This is a genomic window from Nocardia lijiangensis NBRC 108240 (assembly GCF_001613045.1).
Lineage (GTDB): Bacteria > Actinomycetota > Actinomycetes > Mycobacteriales > Mycobacteriaceae > Nocardia > Nocardia lijiangensis.
This window is the reverse complement of sequence record NZ_BDBP01000044.1, coordinates 16,743-38,539: the sequence shown is the minus strand read 5'-3', so window position 1 is coordinate 38,539 and position 21,797 is coordinate 16,743. Positions and strand designations below refer to the sequence as shown.

General features: G+C 65.9%; 19 protein-coding genes and 1 pseudogene. 10 read left to right on the top strand and 10 right to left on the bottom strand.

Annotated elements, in window-relative coordinates; all coding sequences use genetic code 11:
* Window positions 1-46: 46 nt before the first annotated feature.
* Complete coding sequence (locus tag NL1_RS17575) at window positions 47-1,084, bottom strand: amidohydrolase family protein (RefSeq protein ID WP_067840708.1); 1,038 nt, start codon at window positions 1,082-1,084, stop codon at window positions 47-49.
* 340 nt (window positions 1,085-1,424) lie between these two features.
* On the opposite strand from NL1_RS17575, the gene NL1_RS17570 reads away from it, so the two are divergent.
* The gene (locus NL1_RS17570) at window positions 1,425-2,849 is read left to right on the top strand and encodes a serine hydrolase domain-containing protein (protein ID WP_218024446.1); all 1,425 of its coding nucleotides are present in this window, start codon (window positions 1,425-1,427) and stop codon (window positions 2,847-2,849) included.
* A gap of 43 nt (window positions 2,850-2,892) precedes the next feature.
* Window positions 2,893-3,612: a MerR family transcriptional regulator gene (locus tag NL1_RS17565; RefSeq protein WP_067840705.1), complete on the top strand. Its 720-nt coding sequence runs from the start codon at window positions 2,893-2,895 to the stop codon at window positions 3,610-3,612.
* 212 nt (window positions 3,613-3,824) lie between these two features.
* Here NL1_RS17565 and NL1_RS17560 read toward each other — a convergent pair whose 3' ends face one another.
* Both NL1_RS17560 and NL1_RS17555 read right to left on the bottom strand, forming a co-directional pair.
* Window positions 3,825-5,345 (bottom strand): FAD-dependent monooxygenase, encoded by a 1,521-nt coding sequence (locus tag NL1_RS17560; protein WP_067840703.1) that lies wholly within the window; start codon window positions 5,343-5,345, stop codon window positions 3,825-3,827.
* A 173-nt stretch (window positions 5,346-5,518) separates the two neighbouring features.
* A complete protein-coding gene (locus NL1_RS17555; RefSeq protein WP_067840701.1) occupies window positions 5,519-6,178 on the bottom strand; it encodes a YcnI family copper-binding membrane protein in 660 nt (219 codons plus the stop codon).
* A gap of 413 nt (window positions 6,179-6,591) precedes the next feature.
* On the opposite strand from NL1_RS17555, the gene NL1_RS17550 reads away from it, so the two are divergent.
* Complete coding sequence (locus NL1_RS17550; protein ID WP_156094920.1) at window positions 6,592-7,332, top strand: class I SAM-dependent methyltransferase; 741 nt, start codon at window positions 6,592-6,594, stop codon at window positions 7,330-7,332.
* A 39-nt stretch (window positions 7,333-7,371) separates the two neighbouring features.
* Here the strand turns inward: NL1_RS17550 and NL1_RS17545 are convergent, their stop codons facing one another.
* Window positions 7,372-8,790, bottom strand: coding sequence for an MFS transporter (locus tag NL1_RS17545; protein WP_084510702.1), 1,419 nt, complete (start codon window positions 8,788-8,790; stop codon window positions 7,372-7,374).
* A gap of 133 nt (window positions 8,791-8,923) precedes the next feature.
* Between NL1_RS17545 and NL1_RS17540 the strand changes: the two genes are divergently transcribed.
* Window positions 8,924-9,826, top strand: coding sequence for a LysR family transcriptional regulator (locus tag NL1_RS17540; RefSeq protein WP_067840698.1), 903 nt, complete (start codon window positions 8,924-8,926; stop codon window positions 9,824-9,826).
* A 145-nt stretch (window positions 9,827-9,971) separates the two neighbouring features.
* Here the strand turns inward: NL1_RS17540 and NL1_RS17535 are convergent, their stop codons facing one another.
* The gene (locus NL1_RS17535) at window positions 9,972-10,670 is read right to left on the bottom strand and encodes a helix-turn-helix transcriptional regulator (RefSeq protein WP_245673352.1); all 699 of its coding nucleotides are present in this window, start codon (window positions 10,668-10,670) and stop codon (window positions 9,972-9,974) included.
* A 303-nt stretch (window positions 10,671-10,973) separates the two neighbouring features.
* On the opposite strand from NL1_RS17535, the pseudogene NL1_RS40045 reads away from it, so the two are divergent.
* From NL1_RS40045 to NL1_RS40250, 3 genes and pseudogenes are all read left to right on the top strand, one after another.
* Window positions 10,974-11,214 (top strand): annotated as a pseudogene (locus tag NL1_RS40045) (hypothetical protein); the annotation flags it as partial.
* 92 nt (window positions 11,215-11,306) lie between these two features.
* On the top strand, window positions 11,307-12,062 hold the full coding sequence (locus tag NL1_RS17530) for a class I SAM-dependent methyltransferase (protein ID WP_084510706.1): 756 nt from the start codon (window positions 11,307-11,309) through the stop codon (window positions 12,060-12,062).
* A 280-nt stretch (window positions 12,063-12,342) separates the two neighbouring features.
* Window positions 12,343-13,023, top strand: a complete 681-nt coding sequence (locus NL1_RS40250) for a hypothetical protein (protein ID WP_067840695.1) — start codon at window positions 12,343-12,345, stop codon at window positions 13,021-13,023.
* Window positions 13,024-13,097: 74 nt separating this feature from the next.
* Here NL1_RS40250 and cyaB read toward each other — a convergent pair whose 3' ends face one another.
* The 4 genes from cyaB to NL1_RS17505 are packed head-to-tail and all read right to left on the bottom strand — an operon-like array spanning window position 13,098 to window position 15,652.
* A complete protein-coding gene (gene cyaB, locus NL1_RS17520) occupies window positions 13,098-13,664 on the bottom strand; it encodes a class IV adenylate cyclase (protein ID WP_156094919.1) in 567 nt (188 codons plus the stop codon).
* An 8-nt stretch (window positions 13,665-13,672) separates the two neighbouring features.
* Window positions 13,673-15,052 (bottom strand): hypothetical protein, encoded by a 1,380-nt coding sequence (locus NL1_RS17515; RefSeq protein WP_067840690.1) that lies wholly within the window; start codon window positions 15,050-15,052, stop codon window positions 13,673-13,675.
* Window positions 15,053-15,104: 52 nt separating this feature from the next.
* Window positions 15,105-15,323, bottom strand: coding sequence for a hypothetical protein (locus NL1_RS17510; protein ID WP_067840688.1), 219 nt, complete (start codon window positions 15,321-15,323; stop codon window positions 15,105-15,107).
* A complete protein-coding gene (locus tag NL1_RS17505; protein ID WP_156094918.1) occupies window positions 15,320-15,652 on the bottom strand; it encodes a hypothetical protein in 333 nt (110 codons plus the stop codon). Before NL1_RS17505 ends, NL1_RS17510 begins: the two co-directional genes overlap by 4 nt.
* A 760-nt stretch (window positions 15,653-16,412) precedes the next feature.
* On the opposite strand from NL1_RS17505, the gene NL1_RS17500 reads away from it, so the two are divergent.
* The 3 genes from NL1_RS17500 to NL1_RS17490 all read left to right on the top strand — a co-directional run bounded on the left by NL1_RS17500 (window position 16,413) and on the right by NL1_RS17490 (window position 19,902).
* On the top strand, window positions 16,413-17,849 hold the full coding sequence (locus NL1_RS17500; protein ID WP_156094917.1) for a helix-turn-helix domain-containing protein: 1,437 nt from the start codon (window positions 16,413-16,415) through the stop codon (window positions 17,847-17,849).
* Window positions 17,850-17,856: 7 nt separating this feature from the next.
* Window positions 17,857-18,771: an aminoglycoside phosphotransferase family protein gene (locus tag NL1_RS17495; RefSeq protein WP_067840682.1), complete on the top strand. Its 915-nt coding sequence runs from the start codon at window positions 17,857-17,859 to the stop codon at window positions 18,769-18,771.
* 897 nt (window positions 18,772-19,668) lie between these two features.
* A complete protein-coding gene (locus tag NL1_RS17490; protein WP_067840680.1) occupies window positions 19,669-19,902 on the top strand; it encodes a hypothetical protein in 234 nt (77 codons plus the stop codon).
* 9 nt (window positions 19,903-19,911) lie between these two features.
* On the opposite strand, the gene NL1_RS17485 is transcribed toward NL1_RS17490, so the two are convergent.
* Window positions 19,912-21,528 (bottom strand): recombinase family protein, encoded by a 1,617-nt coding sequence (locus NL1_RS17485; RefSeq protein ID WP_067840679.1) that lies wholly within the window; start codon window positions 21,526-21,528, stop codon window positions 19,912-19,914.
* Window positions 21,529-21,797 lie beyond the last annotated feature (269 nt).

Below are 21,797 nucleotides of genomic sequence, written 5' to 3'. Positions count from 1 at the left end.
CGTTAGGGCCCGCGCCCGGGCAAACGCTGAAGAAGTTCTTGCAACATCAGCGTTTGGTTGTCGCTCGCGCGATGGCGCGGAACGCGCGTTGCCGTAAGTGCTTCCGCGCCCTGGCGAGCAAGGGCGTTTCCGGCAGCGGTGCCGCGCCCCCGAACCGGGGAAACAGGGTGGCCGCGTTCGCGCGCTCGATGCCGCGGCGGGCGGATTCGTCGAGCGGGGAGTACTCGTCGAGCCCGGCATTGAAGTAGTGCACCGCGGGTTCGGGCGCGAAGGGCCAGTCGCTGCCGTACAGGACGTGCCCGGGTTCGGCGAAGGCGAGCAGGCTCGGGAGCGCTGCGGCACTGGCGGACAGGGCGGTGTCGAAGTAGAAGCCCGCGAAGTCGTCGAGGACGTCCACGGGGCTGGCGCCGGTCTGGTTGAAGATGCTCAGCGCCATGCGGTGTGCGGCGTAGGGGACGAACCCGCCCGCGTGGCTGAGGATGAAGCGGATGCGGGGATAGCGCTGGCGGATTCCGTTGCGTACCAAGAGATACGCCGCGCGTGTCGTGTCGAGCAGGAAGTCGGTGGCGAAGGGCGGAATTTCGGGCACGGCCTCGGCGGGCAGATCCGCGGGATGCACGAGGACGACCGCCGAGCGGTCGTCGAGGACGCGGAACAGGTCGTCTTGGCCCTCGGCGCCGAGGTAGGCGCCCCGCGAGTTGCCGAGGAGGACGACACCGTCGGCCCCGAGCTCGTCCAACGCTCGCCGGGCTTCGGCGGCGGCCGCGGCTACATCGGGCATCGGCAGCATGGCGAAGAAGCCGAAACGATCGGGGTGATCGGCGGCCAGCTTCGCGGTGTAGTCGTTGACGGTGCGGGCGAGTTCCGCGGCCTCGGTGGGATCGTCCAGAAACGTCGTGCCGGGAGTCGAGACCGAGAGCACGGCGGATCCGATGCCCGCCGCGGTCATCAACCGAAGGGCCGCCTCCGGCGTCCATTCGGGCAGTTCACGGCCACCCGGAGCGTCGATCCCGTGCGTTCGGAGCGCCTCCCGGTAGCCAGGTGGGATCAGGTGCTGATGAACGTCGATGCGGTCGCTCGACATGTCGCTTCCTTCCTGCGAGGCCGGGTCTGCCGTGGTTGTGATGATATCATCAATAAGTACGTTAACTCTAGATTAATGATGAAATAATCAAAATCTTCCTCATGGCTCGCGCGGCGAGATGTGGGCCTTGGGCAGTGACCGGCTCCTGGCCGAAACGAGGTCGGCCGACACGCTCTCGGGACCGGCTCTTCGACGTGGCGTTCCGGCGTTCCTCGACCGGGGACGATGCGACGATCGACGAAGCGCGACGCCTCGTCAGCGCCTACCTCGATACCTACGCGAGCCCCTCTTCGTTCCGGGCTTGACCTTGCCCCTGGGGCAGGGTTCGACGATGGTCCGCATGAACGACAACGCACTCCACACCGTCGAAGCCCAGTTCCGCGAGCAGATCGCCGCCTACTGCGAAGCCAACATGGTCCCCGGCTTCGTCGCCGGTGTCTACCACGCAGGCGAGCAGGTCGTCGTCGCCCACGGCACCGCGAACATCGCCACCGGCGCACCGATGCTCGAAGACACCGGATTCCTCTTCGGCTCCGTGACCAAGGTCCTGACCACCACGCTGGTCCTCCAGCAAATCGATCGCGGACTCCTCGACCTCGACGCGCCGGTGACCAAATACCTGCCCGAATTCGCGCTCACCACACCGGGCGCGGCGGACAAGATCCTGGTCCGGCACCTGATCTCGCACACCAACGGCATCGACGCCGACCTGTTCTTCCCCGATGCCAAAGGTCGCGACGCCCTGAAGGCCTATGTCGACGGCCTCGCGAGCAATTGCGGCACCCTGTTCGAACCCGGAGAGCAGCTCAGCTACTCCAACGGCGGCATGATCCTGGCGGGCCGCCTGCTGGAGGTGGTGACCGGACTGTCCTTCCACGACCTGCTCGAGCGCGACATCTACGCACCCGTCGGCATGCGAAACTCCTGCACCTCCGCCGAGCAGGCCATCCTGCGGGGCACCGCCGTCGGCCACTTCCCTGACCCGGAGACCATGGCCGCCAAGCCCACCCGCATGTTCATGCTGCCCGACACCTGGGGACCGGCAGGAGCCACGCCGATCGGCACCATCTCCGACCTGCTCGCCTTCGGGCGCACCCACCTCGCGGGCGGTGTGTCCCCCTCCGGCACGCGCGTCCTGTCGGCCGAATCGACCGCGCTGATGCAGCAGGTCTCCTACGACATGGAGACCCCGAACGTCCCGCCGATGGGCCTGGGCTGGGTGCGGTATCCGTTCGGCGACACGACCGTCCTCGCCATGTCGGGAGCATCGCCCGGTGGCGTGTCCATCCTGTTCGTCCTGCCCGAACACGACTTGGTTCTCGCCGCGTTCGGCAACACCCCGGGGGCGGTCGTGCTGCAGGATCAGATCCTGCAATGGCTGCTCAGCGAACATCTCGGCGTCCAGATCCCCGCTCTGGTCACCGAATCGTCGCAGGACATCGATCTCACCCCTTACGTGGGCACCTACCGCTCCAACCAGTTGCGCATCGACATCAGCATCGTCGACGGTCAGCTCGAGGAGCGGGTGACCTACGAACCGGCGGACGCATCGCAGGAGGGAATCTTCACCGAGTTCGTCGGCGGCGCGACCGCCGCACCGCCGCAGCGCTACGTGCCGATCCGGCCCGGACTCTTCGCGCCCGTCGGCTACCCGCTCGAGTCCTTCGACGGATACCTGCGCCTCCTGCTCGTGTCCTATCACGACATCCGCGACGGCCGAGCGCAGTTCCGCAACGGCGGCGGCCGCCTGACCCGGCGGGCCTGACCGATCCCGAGTGACCCGAACGCCGAGTGGAAGGATCTCCAGCATGATCACGATCGGCCGGCTCGCGGAATACGCCGGTGTGACCATCAAAGCCATCCGCCACTACCACGAGCGCGGTCTGCTCGCCGAGCCCGACCGCGACTCGTCCGGCTACCGGCGCTACACCGCCGAACACGCCATCGACCTCGTCAAGATCAGGACCCTGGCCGATGCGGGCGTGCCACTGGCCCGCATCGAGGACCTGCTCGACGCCGATCCTGAGGCGCTCACGGCGGCCATCGCCGAGATCGACCACGACCTGCGAGACCGCATCGCGCAGCTGCGGCGAACCCGCACTCGTCTCGCCCAGCTGCGCGGTGGCGACCGGCTCTTCGTCTCTCCGGAGGCCGCGGACTATCTCGACGAGCTGCGCGAACTCGGCGTCAGCGCGCGCCAGATGCGCCTGGAGCGCGACGGCTGGATCCTCATGCAGACCGCCTCACCCGAGGACGCGGCCCTGTGGATCACCGAAAAACGCGAGCTCCTCGGCGATCCCGAGTTCTGCGCCCTCTACCTCGAACACGACGCGGCTTACGACTGGTCGCCGAACGACCCCCGCCTCCCGGGCCTCGCCGACCGCACCCGCCACTGGTTCGCCAACCATCCCAAGCGTTCCGACACCCGCCCCGTCGCCAACCCGACCATCGCCCGATTGGCCGTGCAGTCCCAGCCCGGAGCCTCCTCCCCGGCCTGGGACCGCCTCGCTCAACTCATGAACGGCTAGCCGCGAACCCGAGTCGCCCGCTCGTGGTGGTTGCACCGACCAGGTCTGGAATTGGGCCGGTGCTGAACTGTCTCGACACGCTGACGCCAAGGCCCAGCACGCTCCCTGCCCGCGCCGAGCGCCCCTGATCGCCCGGAAACATCTACGGCCAGAATGCCGTTTGCTCCCGAGCGGTCAAGGGGCGCTCAGCGAGCGTCACACGCGGACACGCCTCACTGCGTGCCGAACCACCGAGCGAGTGCTTCGCGCAGTGCGGGCGCGTCGGCGTGCTCGTCGGCGGTCGCGACCCAGGCGATGTAGCCGTCCGGGCGGATCAGCAGTGCGTCGGCCGGCCGGTCGTCGGTCTCGGCGGTGACGAGGTCGACGCGGTCCTTCCAGTCGCGGGCGGTGTCGAGCAGGTCCGGGCGATCGGCGAGAACGAGCAGGACGGGACGTGCGGCGTGGAGCAGTGCCGCGACGCTGGTCGTGCCCTGCTCGGTTCGCAGGTCGAGGTCGGGTGCGAAGGTGCCGGTCGATGCGTGGTCGTCGGTGCGGGTGGTCGGGTAGCGGAGGTCGGTGCCCGCGATGTGGGCGCCGAGGCGGCGCATCGGCTGCTCGTCGGTGAGCAGTTCCCGGAACACCTCCCGGAGTGCGTCGGATTCCGCGTCGTGTCCGCGCCGGAGTGCGGCCTGGGCCCGGGCCTGGAGCATCGCGCGGGCGCCCGCGTAGTGGCGTTCGGTGTGGTAGGTGTCCAGCAGGCCGTCGGGCGCCCAGCCCTGGACGTCGGCGGCCAGCTTCCAGGCGAGGTTGACCGCGTCGCACAGACCGGCGTTCATCGACGCCCCCGTCGCGGGGAACAGGTGCGCTGCGTCACCGGCCACGAGAATTCTTCCGGCACGGTAGTTCTCGGCCTGTCGCGCCTGAAACTGGTAGCGCGACAAGCGACGTGCCTCGCCTAGGGGAACGTCCGCGCCAAGCACGCGGCGAACGCTCGCGCCGAACTCCGCCATGGTCATCGGCTCGTCGTTGTCGTACTCGGTGAGTTCGCTCTCGGTGGTCGAGACGAGCAGCACGTCGGAGGCGAGCCACCCGAACGCGAAGACACCGTCGTCCGTCCGCGTGAAACCCGCACGGACCCGGCCCAGCCCGGGGACGTCGAGATCACCGTTGTCGAGGCGGGTCACCGACTCCGCCACGGTGACCTCGGCCAGGCGGTTGACCTCGGGCATCACGGAACCGGGGAACGCGATTCCCGCCAGCTCACGGACGCGGCTGCGGCCTCCGTCGCAGGCCACGAGGTATCGGGCGGTCACCCGGTAGGTCCCGTCCGGACCCTGGACTTCCGCAATCACGGTGTCGGCGTCCTGGCTCACCCCGACAACTTGGGCGCCGCGGCGGATCTCCACACCGCGTTCGGCGGCGCGTTCGTCGAGCAGCCGCTCGACCCGCGGCTGCGGAATCTGCATCGCCCGGATCGGAGGGTCGGTCAGCGCGGACAGATCCACGCTCAGTCCGCCGAACGGAAACCCCGGCGCCGGGTCGGGATTGGTGCTGGCGGCGCGGAACCGGTCGAGCAGGCCTCGGTAGTGCAGCAGCGGCAGGATCTGCCCGCCGAGACCGTTCGCCCGCGGAATCTCCGCGGGCTGCGGCCGCCGCTCGAGCACGAGCGGTTGCACGCCCGCCAACCGCAGCTCGGCCGCCAGCATCAGGCCGACCGGGCCCGCGCCCACGATGATCACATCGGTGTCTTTCACTCACTACTCCCGTTTTTCCGCAGGTGATGGCGATCGGCCAGCCATTCTGCGGCACCACCCGGGTCTTGCCGCAAGCCCCGGGGTGGGCTATACCTTGAGAGGGGGATGAAGAAGCTGGCCTGAATCCGTCGGACAGCGTGCCGGATTCGACGCCGACCTCGTCGGTCGGTGAATCAGTGCCCGCCGCGCACCGCCATACCGATTGCCGCGAGCAGGCCCAGCGCGCCGAGCGTGATGCCGATCGCGCCCAACCAGCGCGCGGTCGTGTCGTCCGGGGATCCGGCATCCGATCCGGTCGCCTGAATGTCGCCGTGGTCTTGCGCGCCCGCGTCATCCCCATCCCGCAGCGTCAACGACGGCGCCGGATACTCCGGCTCGTCGTCGCCGGAGGCCGGGACCTGATCCCAGCGAACGACCTTTCCGTCGGCATAGGTCTGTACTGCGGGCATGGTCATTTTCTCGGTATCGGGCAGGCCGTTGGCCAGGACCGAGAACTGCTCGAACTGCCCCGCTTCAATGCCGGTACCGGGATCCGCGGTCCAGGTGACGGTGGTGATGTTGCGGCCGGAGTCTTTGTCCACCACGGCCTTCCATCCCGGCATTGCCTCGGTGTCGACGGTTGTGACGCCGGAGATCTCCACTCCCACTCCGACGGTCGGGCTGCCGCTGGCCGATTCGTTCGGTACCCGGAACACCAATACCGCCGAGCCGCCCCTGGAGGCGTCCGCCGCCGACACCGTGACATGGGCGAACGCCGCGCCGGCAGCCCCGGCCATGGCGATAGCGGCTGCCAGGGCCGCCACCGCGCTACGCGCAAACGCAGTACCGCTCATCGATCAGACCTCTCCTTCATACGAGGAAACGAACACAACCGATGCCCACCGACAATAGGTCATCAGGGTGCTCTACCTGCGAATATCGCGGCCAGATGCTGGGCTTCATGTGGTGTATCCGGTCGCGAACCAGCCCGCGCATTCGCCGGGAGCCAGACACCCGTGGGCGGCCGTCAGCGATTTTCTGTGCGTGAGCGTGCAGGTCCGAGGTTTGTGAAACGGTGACATCGTGGTCCGGCGAGTGTCCACGCGGGTTCGGTCGAAACCTGTGTACTCTCCCTGCCGAGATCCGCTTCGATGTCCGGCGGCAAGTCGCGCGAGATCGTTCGGTCGATCACGGTTCGGCTGCGTCCGCGTTCGTGCATACCACCTGTTCGGCAGACCTTTGCGTGCTTTCTGGAAACGGAGGCGTCGTGGACTGGGAGTTGTGGCAGCGCAGTTGGGATCAGCAGCAGGAGCTGTATCTACCCGAACGCGAGGAGCGGTTCCGGGTGATGATGGATGTGGTGGCGGCCGCGGTCGGCCGGACGCCGCACGTGCTGGATTTGGCTTGCGGGACAGGCACTATCAGCCGACGGCTGTTCACGCGATTGCCGGGTGCGAGATCGGTCGCGGTCGATGTGGATCCGACGATGCTGGCGATTGCGCGGGGATCGTTCGACGGGGATGCGCGGATCACGTTCGTGACGGCTGATCTGGCCGATCCCGGCTGGATGGAGTCGTTGCCGGACGAGCCGTTCGATGCCGTGCTGACCGCGACGTCGTTGCATTGGATGAAGAGTGAGCCGGTGACGCGGCTGTATGCCGATCTGGCGAAGCTGGTTCGACCGGGCGGAGTGCTCGTCAATGCCGATCACATGCCCGACCCGGAGACTCCGATGCTCAACGCCCTAGACGCCGCCATCCAGGACTCGCACCGGGAACGCGCCCGCGCCAAGGGTGCGCTCGAGTGGGAGCAGTGGTGGGCGACGGTAGCGCGCGACCCAGGCTTCACCGACGAACACGCGGGCAGCCGAGAGATATTCGACCAGCACAGCGGGGGCGAGGAGCATCCGATCGCGTGGCACTGCCTGCGATTGAAAGAAGCCGGGTTTCTGGAGACGGGCGTGGCGTGGCGGTCGATCAGCGACGCGATGGTGGTCGCGATCAGGTGACGACCGATCGCTCCGGCAAGCGACAATCGGCGAGGGGCGCTACGTAGCGGGTAGCCTCCGTCGCAACCCCAGAACCGCCGCCAAACCGACACCCACCAGCAGCGCGGCGACCGCGAAAGCCCAGTGCGTTCCCCGCGCTATTTCTGCCGGTGTGCCCGTGGTGACATCCCGGGTCCCCGCGGCGCGTGCGAAGACCGCGCCCATGACCGACGCACCGGTCATCAGCCCCAGGTTGCGGGAGAGGTTCAGCATCCCGGATACCAGCCCGCGTTGTTGTGCGGCAACGTCTTTCATGATCGCGGTGTTGTTGGCCGCTTGGAATGTCGCGTAGCAGGCGGTGCAGACGATCAATGGCAGGACATAGCCGAGCACACCCGCAGCGGTGGGCATCACGGACAGGGTCAGCGCGGCGCCGATGATGCCGACGAGTCCGGCGATCACCATGGTCCTCGATCCGAAGCGGTCGGTGACACGCCCCGCCGGGACGCCGGTGAGCGCCGACACCGCCGGACCCGCCGATATCACGAGCCCCACCGCGGCAGGCCCGAGACCCAGCGCCCCGGCGAGGTGGAACGGGCCGACGATCAGGGTCGTCATCATGACGGCAGAGACCACGGTGCTCGTCGCCAGTCCAACGGCGAGCACCGGATCGCGCAACATGCCGAGGGTCAACAGCGGGAACGCAACCTTGCTCTCGGTGACACCGAACAACACCGAGCCCGCACCGGCGACGCCGAGCAAACCAATGGTGAGTGCGCCGAAAGACTCGACGGTCATGGCGAGTGCGTAGGCGCCGAGCGTCACGGCCAACAGGACCGTGCCCAGTACGTCGAAGCGCCGCGCCGTGGACCCGGCCGCAGTGTCGGCCGACATCGGAAGGGTGAGCGTCAGCGCCAGCACGCCGATCGGCACGACAGCCAAAAAGATTGCCCGCCAACCGAAAGTCGCGATCAGCATCCCGCCGAGTGAAGGCCCGAGCGCCGTTCCGACGGCTGACATCGTGCCCAGCAACCCCATCGCACTACCCGTGCGGTGTTCGGGCACGACCGCGCCGACGGAGGCCATCGCCAGCGCCATCATGCAGGCGGCCCCGACCCCTTGCAGCGCCCGCGCGGCGATCAGCAGGAACAGATTCGGGGCGAGACCGCACAGCAGCGTCGCGACGGTGAACACAGCAATGCCGATCACCAAGAGGCGACCGCGGCCGACCATGTCGCCTAGCCGACCGACTCCGACGATCAGCGTCGTGATGGCCAGCAGGTAGGCGATCACGATCCACTGCACCTCGTTGAAGGACGCGCCCAGTGCCGCCGCCATCGACGGCAGACCCACGTTGGCGATGCTGATGCTGAGTGAGGGCAACAGCATGGACAGCGAGAGTGCGGTGAGCACCCAGGTCGGTGAGCGACGGCCGGCAGTCTCGAACCCGATGCCGGGAGGTGTTGCTGATCTGGACATGAAGGTCTTCCTCCTGGCCTCGACGGTGTGCACCGAACGTAAGTTCCGTTCCGACCTGGCGGAAGACGCAAAGAAGTGAATCCAATTGTGCACCGGACGCCATGTGTGCGCGCCGCTGTGCGATCCTGTCCGCATGGCACGGCCAGACCTGAACTTGCTCGTCACACTGGACGTCCTGCTGGAGGAGGGCAGCGTGACGCGGGCGGGTGAACGGCTCGCGCTGAGCCCGTCCGCGATGAGTCGTGCGCTCGCGCGGCTGCGGCGCGCCACCGGCGACCCGTTGCTCGTCCGCGCGGGACGAGGATTGGTGCCCACGCCCCGCGCCGTCGAGTTGCGCGCACGCGTGCGCGGGCTCGTCCAAGAGGCCGAAGCGGTGTTGCGACCGGTCGAGAAACTCGATTTGGCGACACTGCAAAGGACTTTCGCGCTGCGCGGCAGCGACGGATTCGTGGAGAGATTCGGTCCCGCGCTCGTCGCCGAGGTCGCCGCCGCGGCGCCGGGCGTGCGATTGCGGTTCCTGCAGAAGACCAAGAAGGACACCGCCCCCCTGCGCGAGGGCGTCGTCGACCTGGAAACCGGCGTCATCGAGAACACGCCGCCGCCGGACGTGCTCAGCAAACCACTGTTCACGGACCGCTTCATCGGCGTGGTCCGCGACGAGCACCCACTCGGCGCAGGCACGATGACCGCAGCACGGTACGCCGCGGCGCGGCATGTGCACGTCTCCCGTCGCGGACTGACCGCCGGACTGGTGGACGAGGCGCTACAACCGACCGGCCACCGACGCGACGTCGTGACGGTCGTAGACGGCTTCGGCGCGGCGCTGGCGCTGGCACGAGCCACCGATCTCGTCGCCACGGTCCCGCGACGGCACACAGCGAACCTGCGACAGGGCCTGCACTCCTTCGAATTGCCTTTCCGCGCACCCGAAGTGACGATCTCGCTGCTGTGGCACGTCCGGCTCGACGCCGACCCAGCGCACCGGTGGCTGCGTGATCGCGTGGCGGCGGTGTGCCACTTCGATGACGAGGACTGACATGACGGGACATGCCAGAGTGCATCTTCATGGGACACAACGACAACGACGCGGACACACTCCGTCGCATGGCCAGTCTGGCAACACCGATGGCTCTGCGGGTTGCAGTGACCTGGGGTCTGCCGGACCGGCTCCTCGGTTTTCGCTATAGGGAACCGGCGTTTTGAGTGGCCATGGCCAGCAGTGTCAGGGCGTCGTGTTCGGCTGTGCCGGGCGGAGCCTGATAGAGCAGCATTCGCTGCCCGCTTCCCGCATGGTGCAGTATTTCGTTGGCGAGGGTGACCTGCCCGATCAGCGGATGCCGGAATGCCGTCTCGCCGCCACGCTTGACCCATACCTCATGCCGTCGCCACAACGCGGCGAATTCACTGCTGGCAGAGGATAACTCGTCGACCAGCTCGGCGACTGGGGCCGAAGAAGCCGGTTCGGCGGAGCGCAGGTGCGCGACACAGTTGCGAGCCACCCGGTCCCAGTCGGCGAACAGCGACCGGGCGGCGGTGTGCAGGAAGGTGTAGCGGATCGTATTGCGTGCCGCGGGAAGCCAGTCGCTGAGCCCCGGCATCAGCGCCAGCCCCTCCGGGTTGGCCGCCAGCACATCATTGACCTCATTGAGCACGTACGCCGGGCTGGGCCGGACCGAATCCAGCAGTAATCGCAGGCCTGGGCGGACCGGCTGGGGATCGGCGGCCCTCCGCCGCGGCGAACGACCGGCAGTCCGGTCGGCGAGGGCGAGCAGATGAGCGTGCTCGTCATCGGTCAGTCGCAAGACCCTGGCCAACGCACCGAGGACCGCGTCACTGGGTGCGGTTTCCCGGCCCTGCTCGATGCGGATGTAGTAGTCCACGCTCACCCCGGCTGACGTATTATTAGTGCATACTACATGGCCAGTGGAAACAACCCGATTGGGCTGTTTCCACTGCGCTGGCTTCTTGAGGATCCGGGTCCGGTTCCAATCTGGACCGGACTGCGAGGCCGCATGAGAATGTCAGTGGCGCGAGCTGGGGAAACGGCGCTACGTGTCAGCAGCAAACCGCATGAGAATGTCAGTCGATGATGACCTGCGGGTTCGTCACTCGATGTCAGTAGGGGCCCTCAGCCCGGTACAGGCGGCGCAGTAGTGCACCCGCCTGCGGTGCGTTCGCGCGCGAAGTATTACGGGCTGGCCGTGAAGCTGCGCCGGTCCGGACAGCGCATCGATGACGAGATCCTGGCCCACATCTCTCCGGCGCACAGCGCCAACGTCAACTTCTTCGGCGCCCATCGAAGTCGACATCGACGCCGAACTCGCCCAGCTCGGCCCTACCGGCTACCGACCGCTGCGGGTGCGCGACAACCCCTGTTCTGACCTCATCTCAGCGCTCCGGACGCCTTGGATCGACATCCTGTAACACCCGATAGTGGACGATTGTCGAGTAGTCAGAATGGTTGCCTGACAAGGCATTACAGCGCCTGCCCGTGCGGGCGTGCCAGGATGGGTCGCATGACTCCCGTTCCGGAAGGCACCGCGCTTCCTGCCGATCCCGCCCAGGCGTACAACTACGACAGCATTGCCGAGGGGTATACCGCAGAGAACGAGACCAGCCTGCTGAACGCTTACTACGAGCGGCCCGCGGTGCTAGAGCTCGCTGGGGACGTGAGCGGTCGGCGGATCCTCGACGCCGGGTGCGGATCAGGTGCTCTATTCGCTGAACTGCGCGATCGGGGTGCCATGGTGACCGGCATCGACGCGAGTGCCGGAATGCTGGAGATGGCTCGACGCCGACTGGGCACCGACGCGGACCTGCGAATCGCCGACCTCGCGAACCCACTCCCGTTTCCCGACGACGCGTTCGACGACATCGTTGCATCCCTGGTGCTGCACTACCTGCAGGACTGGGGACCGACACTGACCGAGTTGCGACGCGTCCTGAAGCCCGGCGGTCGGCTCATCGTCTCGGTCGAGCATCCTTTCGCCATCTGGGTCACCGAACGCTCGGCGGGGAAGAAAACCGACTATTTCCAGACCCGCGAGCGGATCGAAGAGTGGACCATGGGCGGGCAGTCCGCCCGGTTGCATTTCTGGGACCGGCCGCTCCACGCGATGACCGATGCTTTCACCGCGTCGGGTTTTCGCACCAGTGTCATCAGCGAGCCGCCGCCGGTGCCTGCGGCCCGCGATCTGTTTCCGGAGGTGTTCCGTGAAGTCATCGGCGAAAGTTTCTTGGGTTTCCTGTTTTTCGTCCTGCAGACAGACTGAGCCATTGCGACCTCGCACCAACCGACGAAGCAGCACATCGATCACGCCGAACGCCCTGCAACGCCGCTGGTCGTGCTGACCGGACCGGCCAGCACAGTCGGCGGAACGCGCGATCACGCTCCGCATACTGCGCGTTCGGCAGACTTTTACCCGGGCAATCTCTTTGCCCGGGATAACGGGCTGTTATCTGGGCTATCGTCGGACCCGTGCTGCGGCGATCGGACTGCGGCGCAACACGACCCGGCCCCGTTATCCGGGGCAAGCCAGGAGAGGCAGGCCGATGGCGGCGAAGGTGACCCGGCTGCGCACCCCGCCATCGCGGACTCTGCGCAGCGCCGCCGAGGCGTTCCTGGACACCATCGGATCGGCGAACACCCGCCGCGCCTACGGCATCGCGATCGTCAAGACCGTCGACGCCCTCGACGGCGACCAGAATCACATCATGGGTGGCGTCGACGAACCACGTCACCCACGGCTTTGTCAGAACCCCGTCCACGTCGACCTGCACCGCAGCTTCGACATGATCGGCCTCCCACGCGGCATTGCGGTGCACCGGTGGCCGTTGCAGGAACACATCGAACTTGCGGCGCGCCCGCTCGCCGTTGCCACGCCAATAGGCCAGCCGCACCCGCAACTGATCATCGATTCGAAACCGGTCCCGCTGAGCTGGCGGCGCATCCATCCGGCGCGCCGACAGCCACCGCCACACCGTTCGCTCGGCCACACCGAGCGTCTCAGCAGTCAACCGGACGTGATCGCTGGACAAACCACCCTGGTCCGACATCTGCGTGAGCCGATCGACAGCCGCTCGCCGCAACGCGCGCTTGTTCGCGTCGACCACTGGCCCGGCCTCCCAGATCGGTTGGCCCGCAACCAGATGCGAGCACGAGGCCGTATTCGATCACGCACAGTCCCGGGGCGGGCCGGATTCGCTGACATTTGCGTGCGGCCCGGCCACTGACATTTTCGTGCGGCCTCGCACGGACCCTGGAGTGGCTCGTTTCAGGGTGCGACCCATCCCCGCGGCCGTTGACCCTAGTGGGCTGCGGCCATGACGAGATCGCGGTAGGGCAGGCCGACGACCGGGTAAGCGGCTATGCCGAGTTCGGTTTCGACCTCTTCGAGATGGATGGTTGCGGTGTCGGTGTCTGCGGCGGTGACCTCGGTTTCGACGAAGGTTCCGGCATGGGCGACGGCGTCGATAGCGACGATGACGTCGTCGTGTTCGGGATGCTCGTAGATGGTGCGAGCCTTCTCGACGCGAACGAGTTCGACCATGCCGATTGCGGCGAGCAGTTGGTTAGCCGATGAGGCTTGGTCGGGACTACTGAGAGCCACGTTGGTTTCGCGTTTGGCGATCACGTCGGCGTCGCTGTGGGTGCTGGCATTCGACGGTGGCTTGTACGTGATTTCGGCGAACCCATCTCGCTGCCGAATGCGGAGGCACTCAACAGTTTTCATGTAGTCGACATCGGGGCGGCTGTAGTAGGTGTCGACCTCGGTGAGGTGTCCGGCCTCGCGGTATCCGAGTTCGGTGAGCCGCTGGCGGAGGGAACTGGGGTCGGGGAGTTCGCGTTTACGCTCGACCTCGATCAAGTGCATGGGTTGAATCATCCTCTCGTGTGGATGGCGGTGTGAACGCGGGCAAGGCTGGGTTTGGAGCAATGTTGGCGGATCGTTCCGAGTGCCTGCTGTAGGGCCTCGGAGTCGGTGACGGGGATGTTCTGGAACAACACCATCTGTTTGGCGTCGCTGAGTGGGTTGGCGAGGTTCTTGCCGAGGAACCGGTTGTAGTAATGCCGTTCTCGGACGAAGACATCGGCGGGTTGTACCGGCATGAGAACGGACGGCATGCCCGTGTCGGTCTCGGCGGAGTGGACGGCGAATGCCGTCAGTAGCTCGTCGGCGGTGAGGTAGGCGTAGGTTTCGCGGCCTTCGCGCTCGAGCCAGCTACTCCAGATCTGTCCGCAGTCGTTGTTGCCGCGTTCGACGGCTGCGAGGAACAGGTTCAGCGCGACATCGGTGACGGCGTCGAAGATGTCACCGTCGATCACGTGATGGTCACCGTAGGATTCGCTGACCGCCTGGATGTTGGCGCGGTCGTTGGTCGACATCCACGCGCTGTCGGTGAATGCGAAGTGCACGCGCTTGTGGCCGGTGCGGAAGTCTATCCAGTCCCCCGAGAGTTGGCCGTCGAGTATGGGCGTGAACCCCAGGATTCCCGAACGCCATACGTGGTCGCGCAGGGTGATGTAGTGGCGTTGCGCTTCACGGAACAGCCCGATCGGGCCGTGGATGACGGCGCAGACGCGGGGGTCGAGTTCCGAGGCGGCGACGATGCGCGAGTTCTGGCGGACGATGACCTCGTCGTCGTGATGGTGGTAGGGGTGGGTGCCGTGGTGGAGGTAGTGCGGCAGGAACAGGCGCAGAAACTGCAACCATGATGGGGCACTGTAGGACTGGACTGCGGGCTCGTGCAGCGATGGCGCGTCGACGGCGTACACGTCGCGGTAGACGAAGAACCCATAGGGTTTCAGCACACTCGGGAAGGTCCGGATCATCGTGTGCACGCCGCTGTAGGCACCGCCGTACGAGTAGACCTCGTGTAGCAGCGCTGACGCGCTGATGACATCGACGGGCTCATAGACCAACGTCGCGATGTCTTGCGCCCACCCGCGTACCAGTGCGCACGTACCGACAGTATTGAAACGGTCAATGGCCTGGGTGAGAGTGTGCGACGTTATGCCCGGTGCCTCGATGAGGGTGAGACGAACATCGCGGGGCTCGGCCTCCAGTTGGGATGCCAGGAACGTGACGGCCGCGCCGCCACCGGGGCCGATCTCGATGACGTGCGGGTCGGCATCGGCAACCCGAGCAAGGGCACGTTGAACGAGTAGCCCCTTCTCCTGACCGTGGTCGTTGGCGGCCACGTCGAGGTAGGTTGCCTCGGATTTCTGTTGATGAGCAAAGGAATTCGATGTACCGATCATTGCGCACCGCTGGCCTTTGGTCTGGGAGTGTGGTCGGTCGAGGTGAGGGCGGCTACGGCTCGAGATAGAGGCGTTCATTGGGCAACCTAGTTAGTTCAGCGGTGTCACCAGGGATGACCTGCACCGCATCTGGGTAGTGGTGAGCGCGAAAGTCCTGGATGAACAGGAGCGCGGCGGTGAGGCATGCGGCGAAGTCGAACCGCGCACCATGCAGGTGCACGCTCAGATGAACGTCTGGGTCCTCTGGTAGCGGGGAAGCCTGTTCACTCATGACGTCTCCCGTAATCGGTCGGTGCTGGTGCAGGCCACGAACTTGGTTGGCGTGATCAGGTCGCACGCAACAGCGATGGCCCGGACGCGGCTGTTGAAGTGGGCCATGCTCGGCGCGATGACCGCTGTCGCTCCCTTGCCGCGTGCAGTCCCGACAATGAGGACTGTCGGCATGAACGTGTCGTCACCGATGGTGACCAGTCCCGTAAGGGTGTAGCCGCGTCGCTGCGCCAACTCGGCGATCACTCGTTCGTCCCGCAACAGGTGCGGGCCACTGACTTCAAGCGATAGAACACCAATTGCTCTGGGAGCGAGAGTATTTGTGTTCATGGCCGCTCCTGTATCGGCGGCGCGCACCTACGCTCACACATGGGCCGTCCGCCTCCGCGCGGGCCGGTACCGACCTGAGCAAGCACGTATCGCGTCGACCACCGCAAGTCCGGATGGCCGGAATGTGCAGCGGGGCGGTTCGATCCAGCGCCGGAACTGCGTGCCTTTGTCGGCTGGTGACGGCAAAGCGACGGTGCCACCGGTTCGCACTACCGAGACGTCGAGGCGATACAACTCGGCGAACAGTCGGACGTCATCGGGGACGTCCGGCCGTACCAAGAATGTCCACCTGTTCTGGCGTGGATGAGATACCACCGGGCCGAGGTTCGAACCCTGTTGCTGCATATGGACTTTCACGGATTGGCCAAGGTGTGCGGGCATAGTCAACGCCCCGACATGTTCGACCTTCATTACGATTCGGCCGAGTTGAGGTGGGTCGATGTTCGCGGGCAGATCGCACACCCGCCGGTAGAAGTGGCAGCGGGACAACGGGGTGTCCCCGAACGGTATGTGCTCCATTGAGTTCAATCCCTTGAGTCGCGTTGCTGCGTGGAGGTTGGCTCGGTGGGTGTCCACTCGTGTAGGGCGTTCCTGCAGCGCTCGATCACATCGGCACGGCGGTCAACCGGCCATGGGATAGGCGGACCAACGAACGGTGTCCGGTCCGGTAGATCTGGGTTCGACATCGTGCCCCCTCAGTGCTGCGAAATGTTGTAGGTAGGAGTCGGCATCGGCCCCGCATCGGACGCAGGTTCAGTCTGTGACCAGCCGCACGGAGGTCGGTATATGTTTGATGCGGACAGAAAATCTGTCCGCATCCGAGGCTGCACCGAAGCCGGTCCCAAACGACCAGGTCAAAGAGGATGAAGCGATGGCCCAACAACCGCGCGAGCTGGCCGCTATGGAGTCGGCGCAACAGTTCTTCGGCGCGGAACTGCGGCACTGGCGACTGTTACGGAAGATGTCGCTGAACCGGCTCGGCGCTGTCAGTCACGACAGTGGTTCGCTGATCTGCAAGATAGAGAAGGCTCAACGGCGTCCAACACGAGATTTCGCACAGCGAATGGACGAAGCGCTGGAGACCGGCGGTGTCCTCGAACGCATGTGGGTCGACATGAATGCGCAAGCGCCACAAAGCGATTCGACTATTTCGTTGGTAGCGGACGAGCCTAACACGCCATGGGTCGGCTGTGACGCGTTCGATCCTGTAAGCGAATGGTTGGACGAGACTGTTCCGGTCTTTGCCACAGGCGAAAGCCATCGGCGTGTTGGCAACGCCGATATCGAGGTCATGTGGTCGATGTGCGACGTGTTCTCCAATGCGGACCACCACCTCGGCGGGGGCTACGCACGCGCGACTCTTACGCGGTTTCTCGATGACGTAGTCGGACCGGCGCTGCGTGGCTCTTACGACAGCCGTACCGCGCCCGAGCTGTATGCAGTCGCGGCGCGGCTGTGCGACCTGAGCGGCTTTATGTGTTTCGATTCAGCTCGACAGGGGTTGGGACAGAAGTATTTTCGGCAGGCTCTGCGGCTTGCGAAGGCAGGCGGCAATGCCGCGCTGGGGGCGCATATCCTCACGGACATGTCGATGCAGGCGCACTACCTTAGCCGTAAGAAGGAGGCGCTGTGGTTCGGCGCGGCGGCTGTACGCGCGGCAGAGCAATCGGGTTCACCGAGCAGTACCGCGCGGTGCAATGCAGTGTTAGCGCGTGCGCATGCGCTGAATGGCGATATGACCGCTGGCGCACAAGCGATGCTGGAGGCAGAGCGGCGGTTGAACCGTGCACGTCCGGATGACGAGCCGGATTGGATTCGGTTCTTCACTGACCGGCAGTTGTCGGCCGAGTTCATGTATGTGGCGCACGATGGGCGACGTGCTGTGGATGTACAGCGACGCGCGCCTGTGGTTCTGGCGGATTCTGCGGGGATGGAGCGTCGGCAAGTGTTGGCAGCGGCGACGCTGGCGGCGTCGTATCTACCCGATTCCGACGAGGCCGCAACAGGCCAAAGTGTGGAGGTCGAGCAAGCGTGCCGGGTGCTCCTGGACACAATGCGTGTTGCTCGCGGCCTGACCAGCGCTCGCGGTATCGAGTTGATCAACATTGTCCGTCGTCGTCTGGCACCGTACGCTGATCTGGCTATCGTTCAGCAGGTCGAAGACGAGTTTCGATCCACAGTCGCACTAGTCGGGTAGGGCTGGCATGTCGTTGGAGGTGTACGCGGCGCTCTCCGCCGCGTGCCAAGTCTGCGGGCTCGATCCCGCCGGGGCGGAGCTGATCCACCATTCGAGCAACGCTGTCTATGTCCTGCCACGTCACGGAGTTGTTGCACGGGTCGGCGCCAACGAGGCGGACGTCGACAGGCCGAGACGGATCTACGCAGTTGCCGAATGGTTGACCGCGCAGCACCAATTCGGCGCGACGGCTCCGCTCTCCGGCGTCGAACCGGTGCGAGTCAACGGGTACACGGTTGGATTCTGGCAGTACTACCGACAAGTGGCCGACACCCCGGAGCTGACCTCGAGGGAGCTTGGCCGTCTTCTCCGATCGCTGCATGACTTGCCCACGCCGACAATCGAACTTCAACAGTGGACGCCGTTGGAATCGTTGCACGGAGCGCTTCTCGTGGACAGCACGGTGAGCGTCATCAGCGAGGACGAGCGTGCGTGGTTACTGAGTCGAATTGACCAGGTTCGCACGCAACTGACCGAACTAGATTGGCCATTAGGCGTCGGACTGATCCATGGTGACGCCTGGGCAGGAAATCTTCTGTGGGACAATAGAATCAATCCACCTCGGCCGATCCTCGGAGATTGGGACTGGGTCAGCATCGGCCCACGAGAAGTGGACTTGATTCCGACATGGCATGCCGCGGTGCGGTACGGACGTGATGAGACTTGGGTTCGGAACTTCATCGAGGAGTACGGCTACGACTTATCGCAGTGGTCTGGGTACCAGGTGCTGCTGGACATGCGTGACCTTGTTCAGGTAACTGGCCCACTCCGACGGGCGACAACTTCGGTTGAGCACGCCCACCGGTTGCGGCAACGAATCGATGACCTCCGTGCAGGCAACCGGCAATCGTCGTGGAGCCATTACATTCCGGGCAGACTTTAGACCAGCGCAACTGTGTTAGCGGTCTTGTTGCTGCGAGGGTGGGGTGTTGGTTTCGGGCCGTGGTCAATCCGTGGGGTTATACGTGGGGAAGTACGTGGGGCTATACGGGGGGTCATCAAAAGGCCCCACTCTATCCCGGGATATCCGCAGCTCGCACGGTGTATCCGCGTGTGGGTGTCATCCAGGATTGTCTATTCATACATAGTGAATAGACATCCGTGCTCGGCGCTCGCTGGTGTCTGCCGGAGTTCTCGCTGATCGCGTGCTCGGTGCTCGCTACCCCGTCTCGCCTGGCGGTGCCCCGTGCCACCGTGGCGGATGCTGTTCGGTGGGGCAGCGGACCGCTTGGTCGCCGCGAGTGGGCGAATGGGTGGGTGAGGCGATGAGATTTTTTCCGTGGCACCTTCGGTGGTGAGGTTGCGTGCCCTATTCGGTGAGGGAGTCAAAACGACCCACCCGCATCCGGTGTATCCGCTGGTCACCGGCGGTATATCCGCGCGGATATCACCCAGGATTGTCTATACACATCTGCTGTATAGACATCCGTGCACGCCCACCTCTCCGCGCGGTGTCTCGCATTCCCCCTGATCGGGAGCGGCTCGCCTCGGCCTCCTGCCGCCTGTAGTCCGTGCTCGGCGTTCTCGTCTCGCTGCTTGCTGTCGCGCTGGTCTGGGGGCGTGCTCGCGCGTTGGGCCGCGTCCCATACCGCTGACGCAGCCCGCCGCTGCCGTGCTCGCGCTCGTTGCCGACAGCGGCGTGCTGCCCGACTGTGCCTCGCCGGGGCGCGCTCGGCCCGGTGTGACGAACTACCTACGGGGCCGGTGTCCCGAAATGGCGATTTCGGCGGAAGTAGATGAATACACCCCGTCGTCTCCCGACCGTCAGGAGCCACCCGCCATGACCGGAAACCCCGCCGAACCCGAACCGCCCTCGCCCGACCCTGACCGGCCCGTGGTGGTGCCGCTGGACCCGGAGCGGATCGACTACTGGCGCGAGGTCGTCGCCGACTGGGAACCCCTCGACCGTGCCCAGCTCGACGGCATCGCCGCCATCCTCGACCGCGTCCGGGCACGGAAACGGGCCGCCACCAACACCAGTAGCGACCCGCGCCAGTACCCGAACGCCGCCTGACGGCCCCCGTCAAGCCGCAGAAACCCCGTCCCCGGCCCCGGTGCCAGCGTCGCCCGCGACGCCCGCCCCGGGGCCGTCCTGTACCCCGGGGCGGGCGGGGTTCTTGTCCACAATCCGGATCCGGGACGCATCGAAGACCGGTCCCGCCGGGGTGGCCGGGCCGACCTCGAGGCGCTTACCGCGCAGCGCACGTTTGATCATGGCGCGTTTGTCGGCCGTGCCCGCGTCCTCCCAGTGGGTTTTCCATGCCTGCGCGGATTCGGTCCGCGCGGTCGGGGAGTCATCGACGTCGTATTCGGCGTCGAGGGCATCGAGTTCGGCCTCGAGTTTGGAGATGCGGGCATCGACCCCGGCCATCACCGTGTCGTAGCGGTCCAGGCTGATCTCGCCCTTGCCCAACCGCGCCGACATCGCGGTCGCGGTCTCCTGCGCCTCGGCGAGCGCGTCCGCGATCGGGCGACGCCGCCGGGCCAGATCATTCGCGGCGGCGACCAGAGCGTCGGTGTGGCGGGGATCGGACAAGATCGCCACCACCAGCGCGCCCACCTCCTTGTCGAGGGTCCGCACGTCGACCGAGACGCGGTTGCAGCCGCCTCCGGTCTGCCGTTTCTGGCACCAGTACCGGCGGCGCACTTCGCCATCGGGGTAGTTGCGGCCGTACTGGGGGCGGCCGGTCAAACCCCGCCCGCACAACCCGCAATGCACCAGCCCCGAGCACGCGTAGTCCGCTGTCGCGGGCCGACCTACCCGGGTCGTGTCCCGCAGCAGGCACAACCGCTCCCACTGCTGCGGTGTGATCAGCGGATTCGCGCTCGTCATCGCAGTGACGATCTGCCCGTGATGGGTCACGAACCCGGCATAACGCGGGTTGAATACCACCCGTTTGACCTTCTCCCCGCTCCACGCGCTCCCGGTGCGGGTCGTGATCCCGCGCCGGTTCAAATCCGCCGCGATCGTCTTGTAGCCGACCGCGTCTGCTTTTGCGTCCGCTTTCGTGTCCTCGTCCGCCGCTTCGGTTTCGGCCTTGTTCGCCGCGTGCTTGTCCAGCACCCGGGCCACCATCTCCCGCACGATCGCCGCTTCGGACTCGCGCACCGTGATCCCGTCCTTCTCGTACCCGAACGGGCGGTGCGAATGATTCGACTCCCCGCGTGCCACTTTCACCCGTTTGCCGCGTTTCACTCGCGAGGACAGGCGGTCCGATTCGTAGGCCGCCGCGTTGAGCTGGTCACGGAAAGTCTTGCGGCCGTTCGCTGTTTCCAGGTCGTATTCGCCCTCGCTGTCCAGCACGACCAGACCACGTTCGGCGGCCAGGATCAACCGCTCGCCCTCGATCGGGCGACGGGAGAACCGGGCCATGTCGAACACCACCACCCCGCCCGTCTCCCCGGACTCGAGGCGCGCCATCAGCCGATCCCACGAGGGCCGCTTCACATTCGGGTTCCATGCCGATCGCCCATCATCGACATGCACCTCCCCGACGGTCGCGCCCAGGTCCTGGACCCGCACCGTGCAGTCATCGACCTGCCCACCGGTGGACCGCTGCCGCTCATCACCCACCCGCGACACCCGCGCATAGATATCCAACTCCAACGAGGAACCGGCCGTAACCTGCGGTTTCACCATGGCAATCACTCCCAAACGGGTAGGGGGCCACTAATCACATGCTAGCCCCGGCCAACGCGGCCAGCTCCTCACGACGCAGCCCTGAGGTCCGACGAATGCCAGGTCCGTTCGGCAGGCCCACCTCAGCAGGGCCGATCGACCCACGTCGGATCCGAAGGAACTCGGCCATTGCGTTCATACGTCGAGTGTGCCTGCCGTCGAGCGATCCTGGGTGGCCGCATCACAGCCAGGAACCGCGCGGCCTTCCCAGTCCTTCGGCGAGGGAGCAG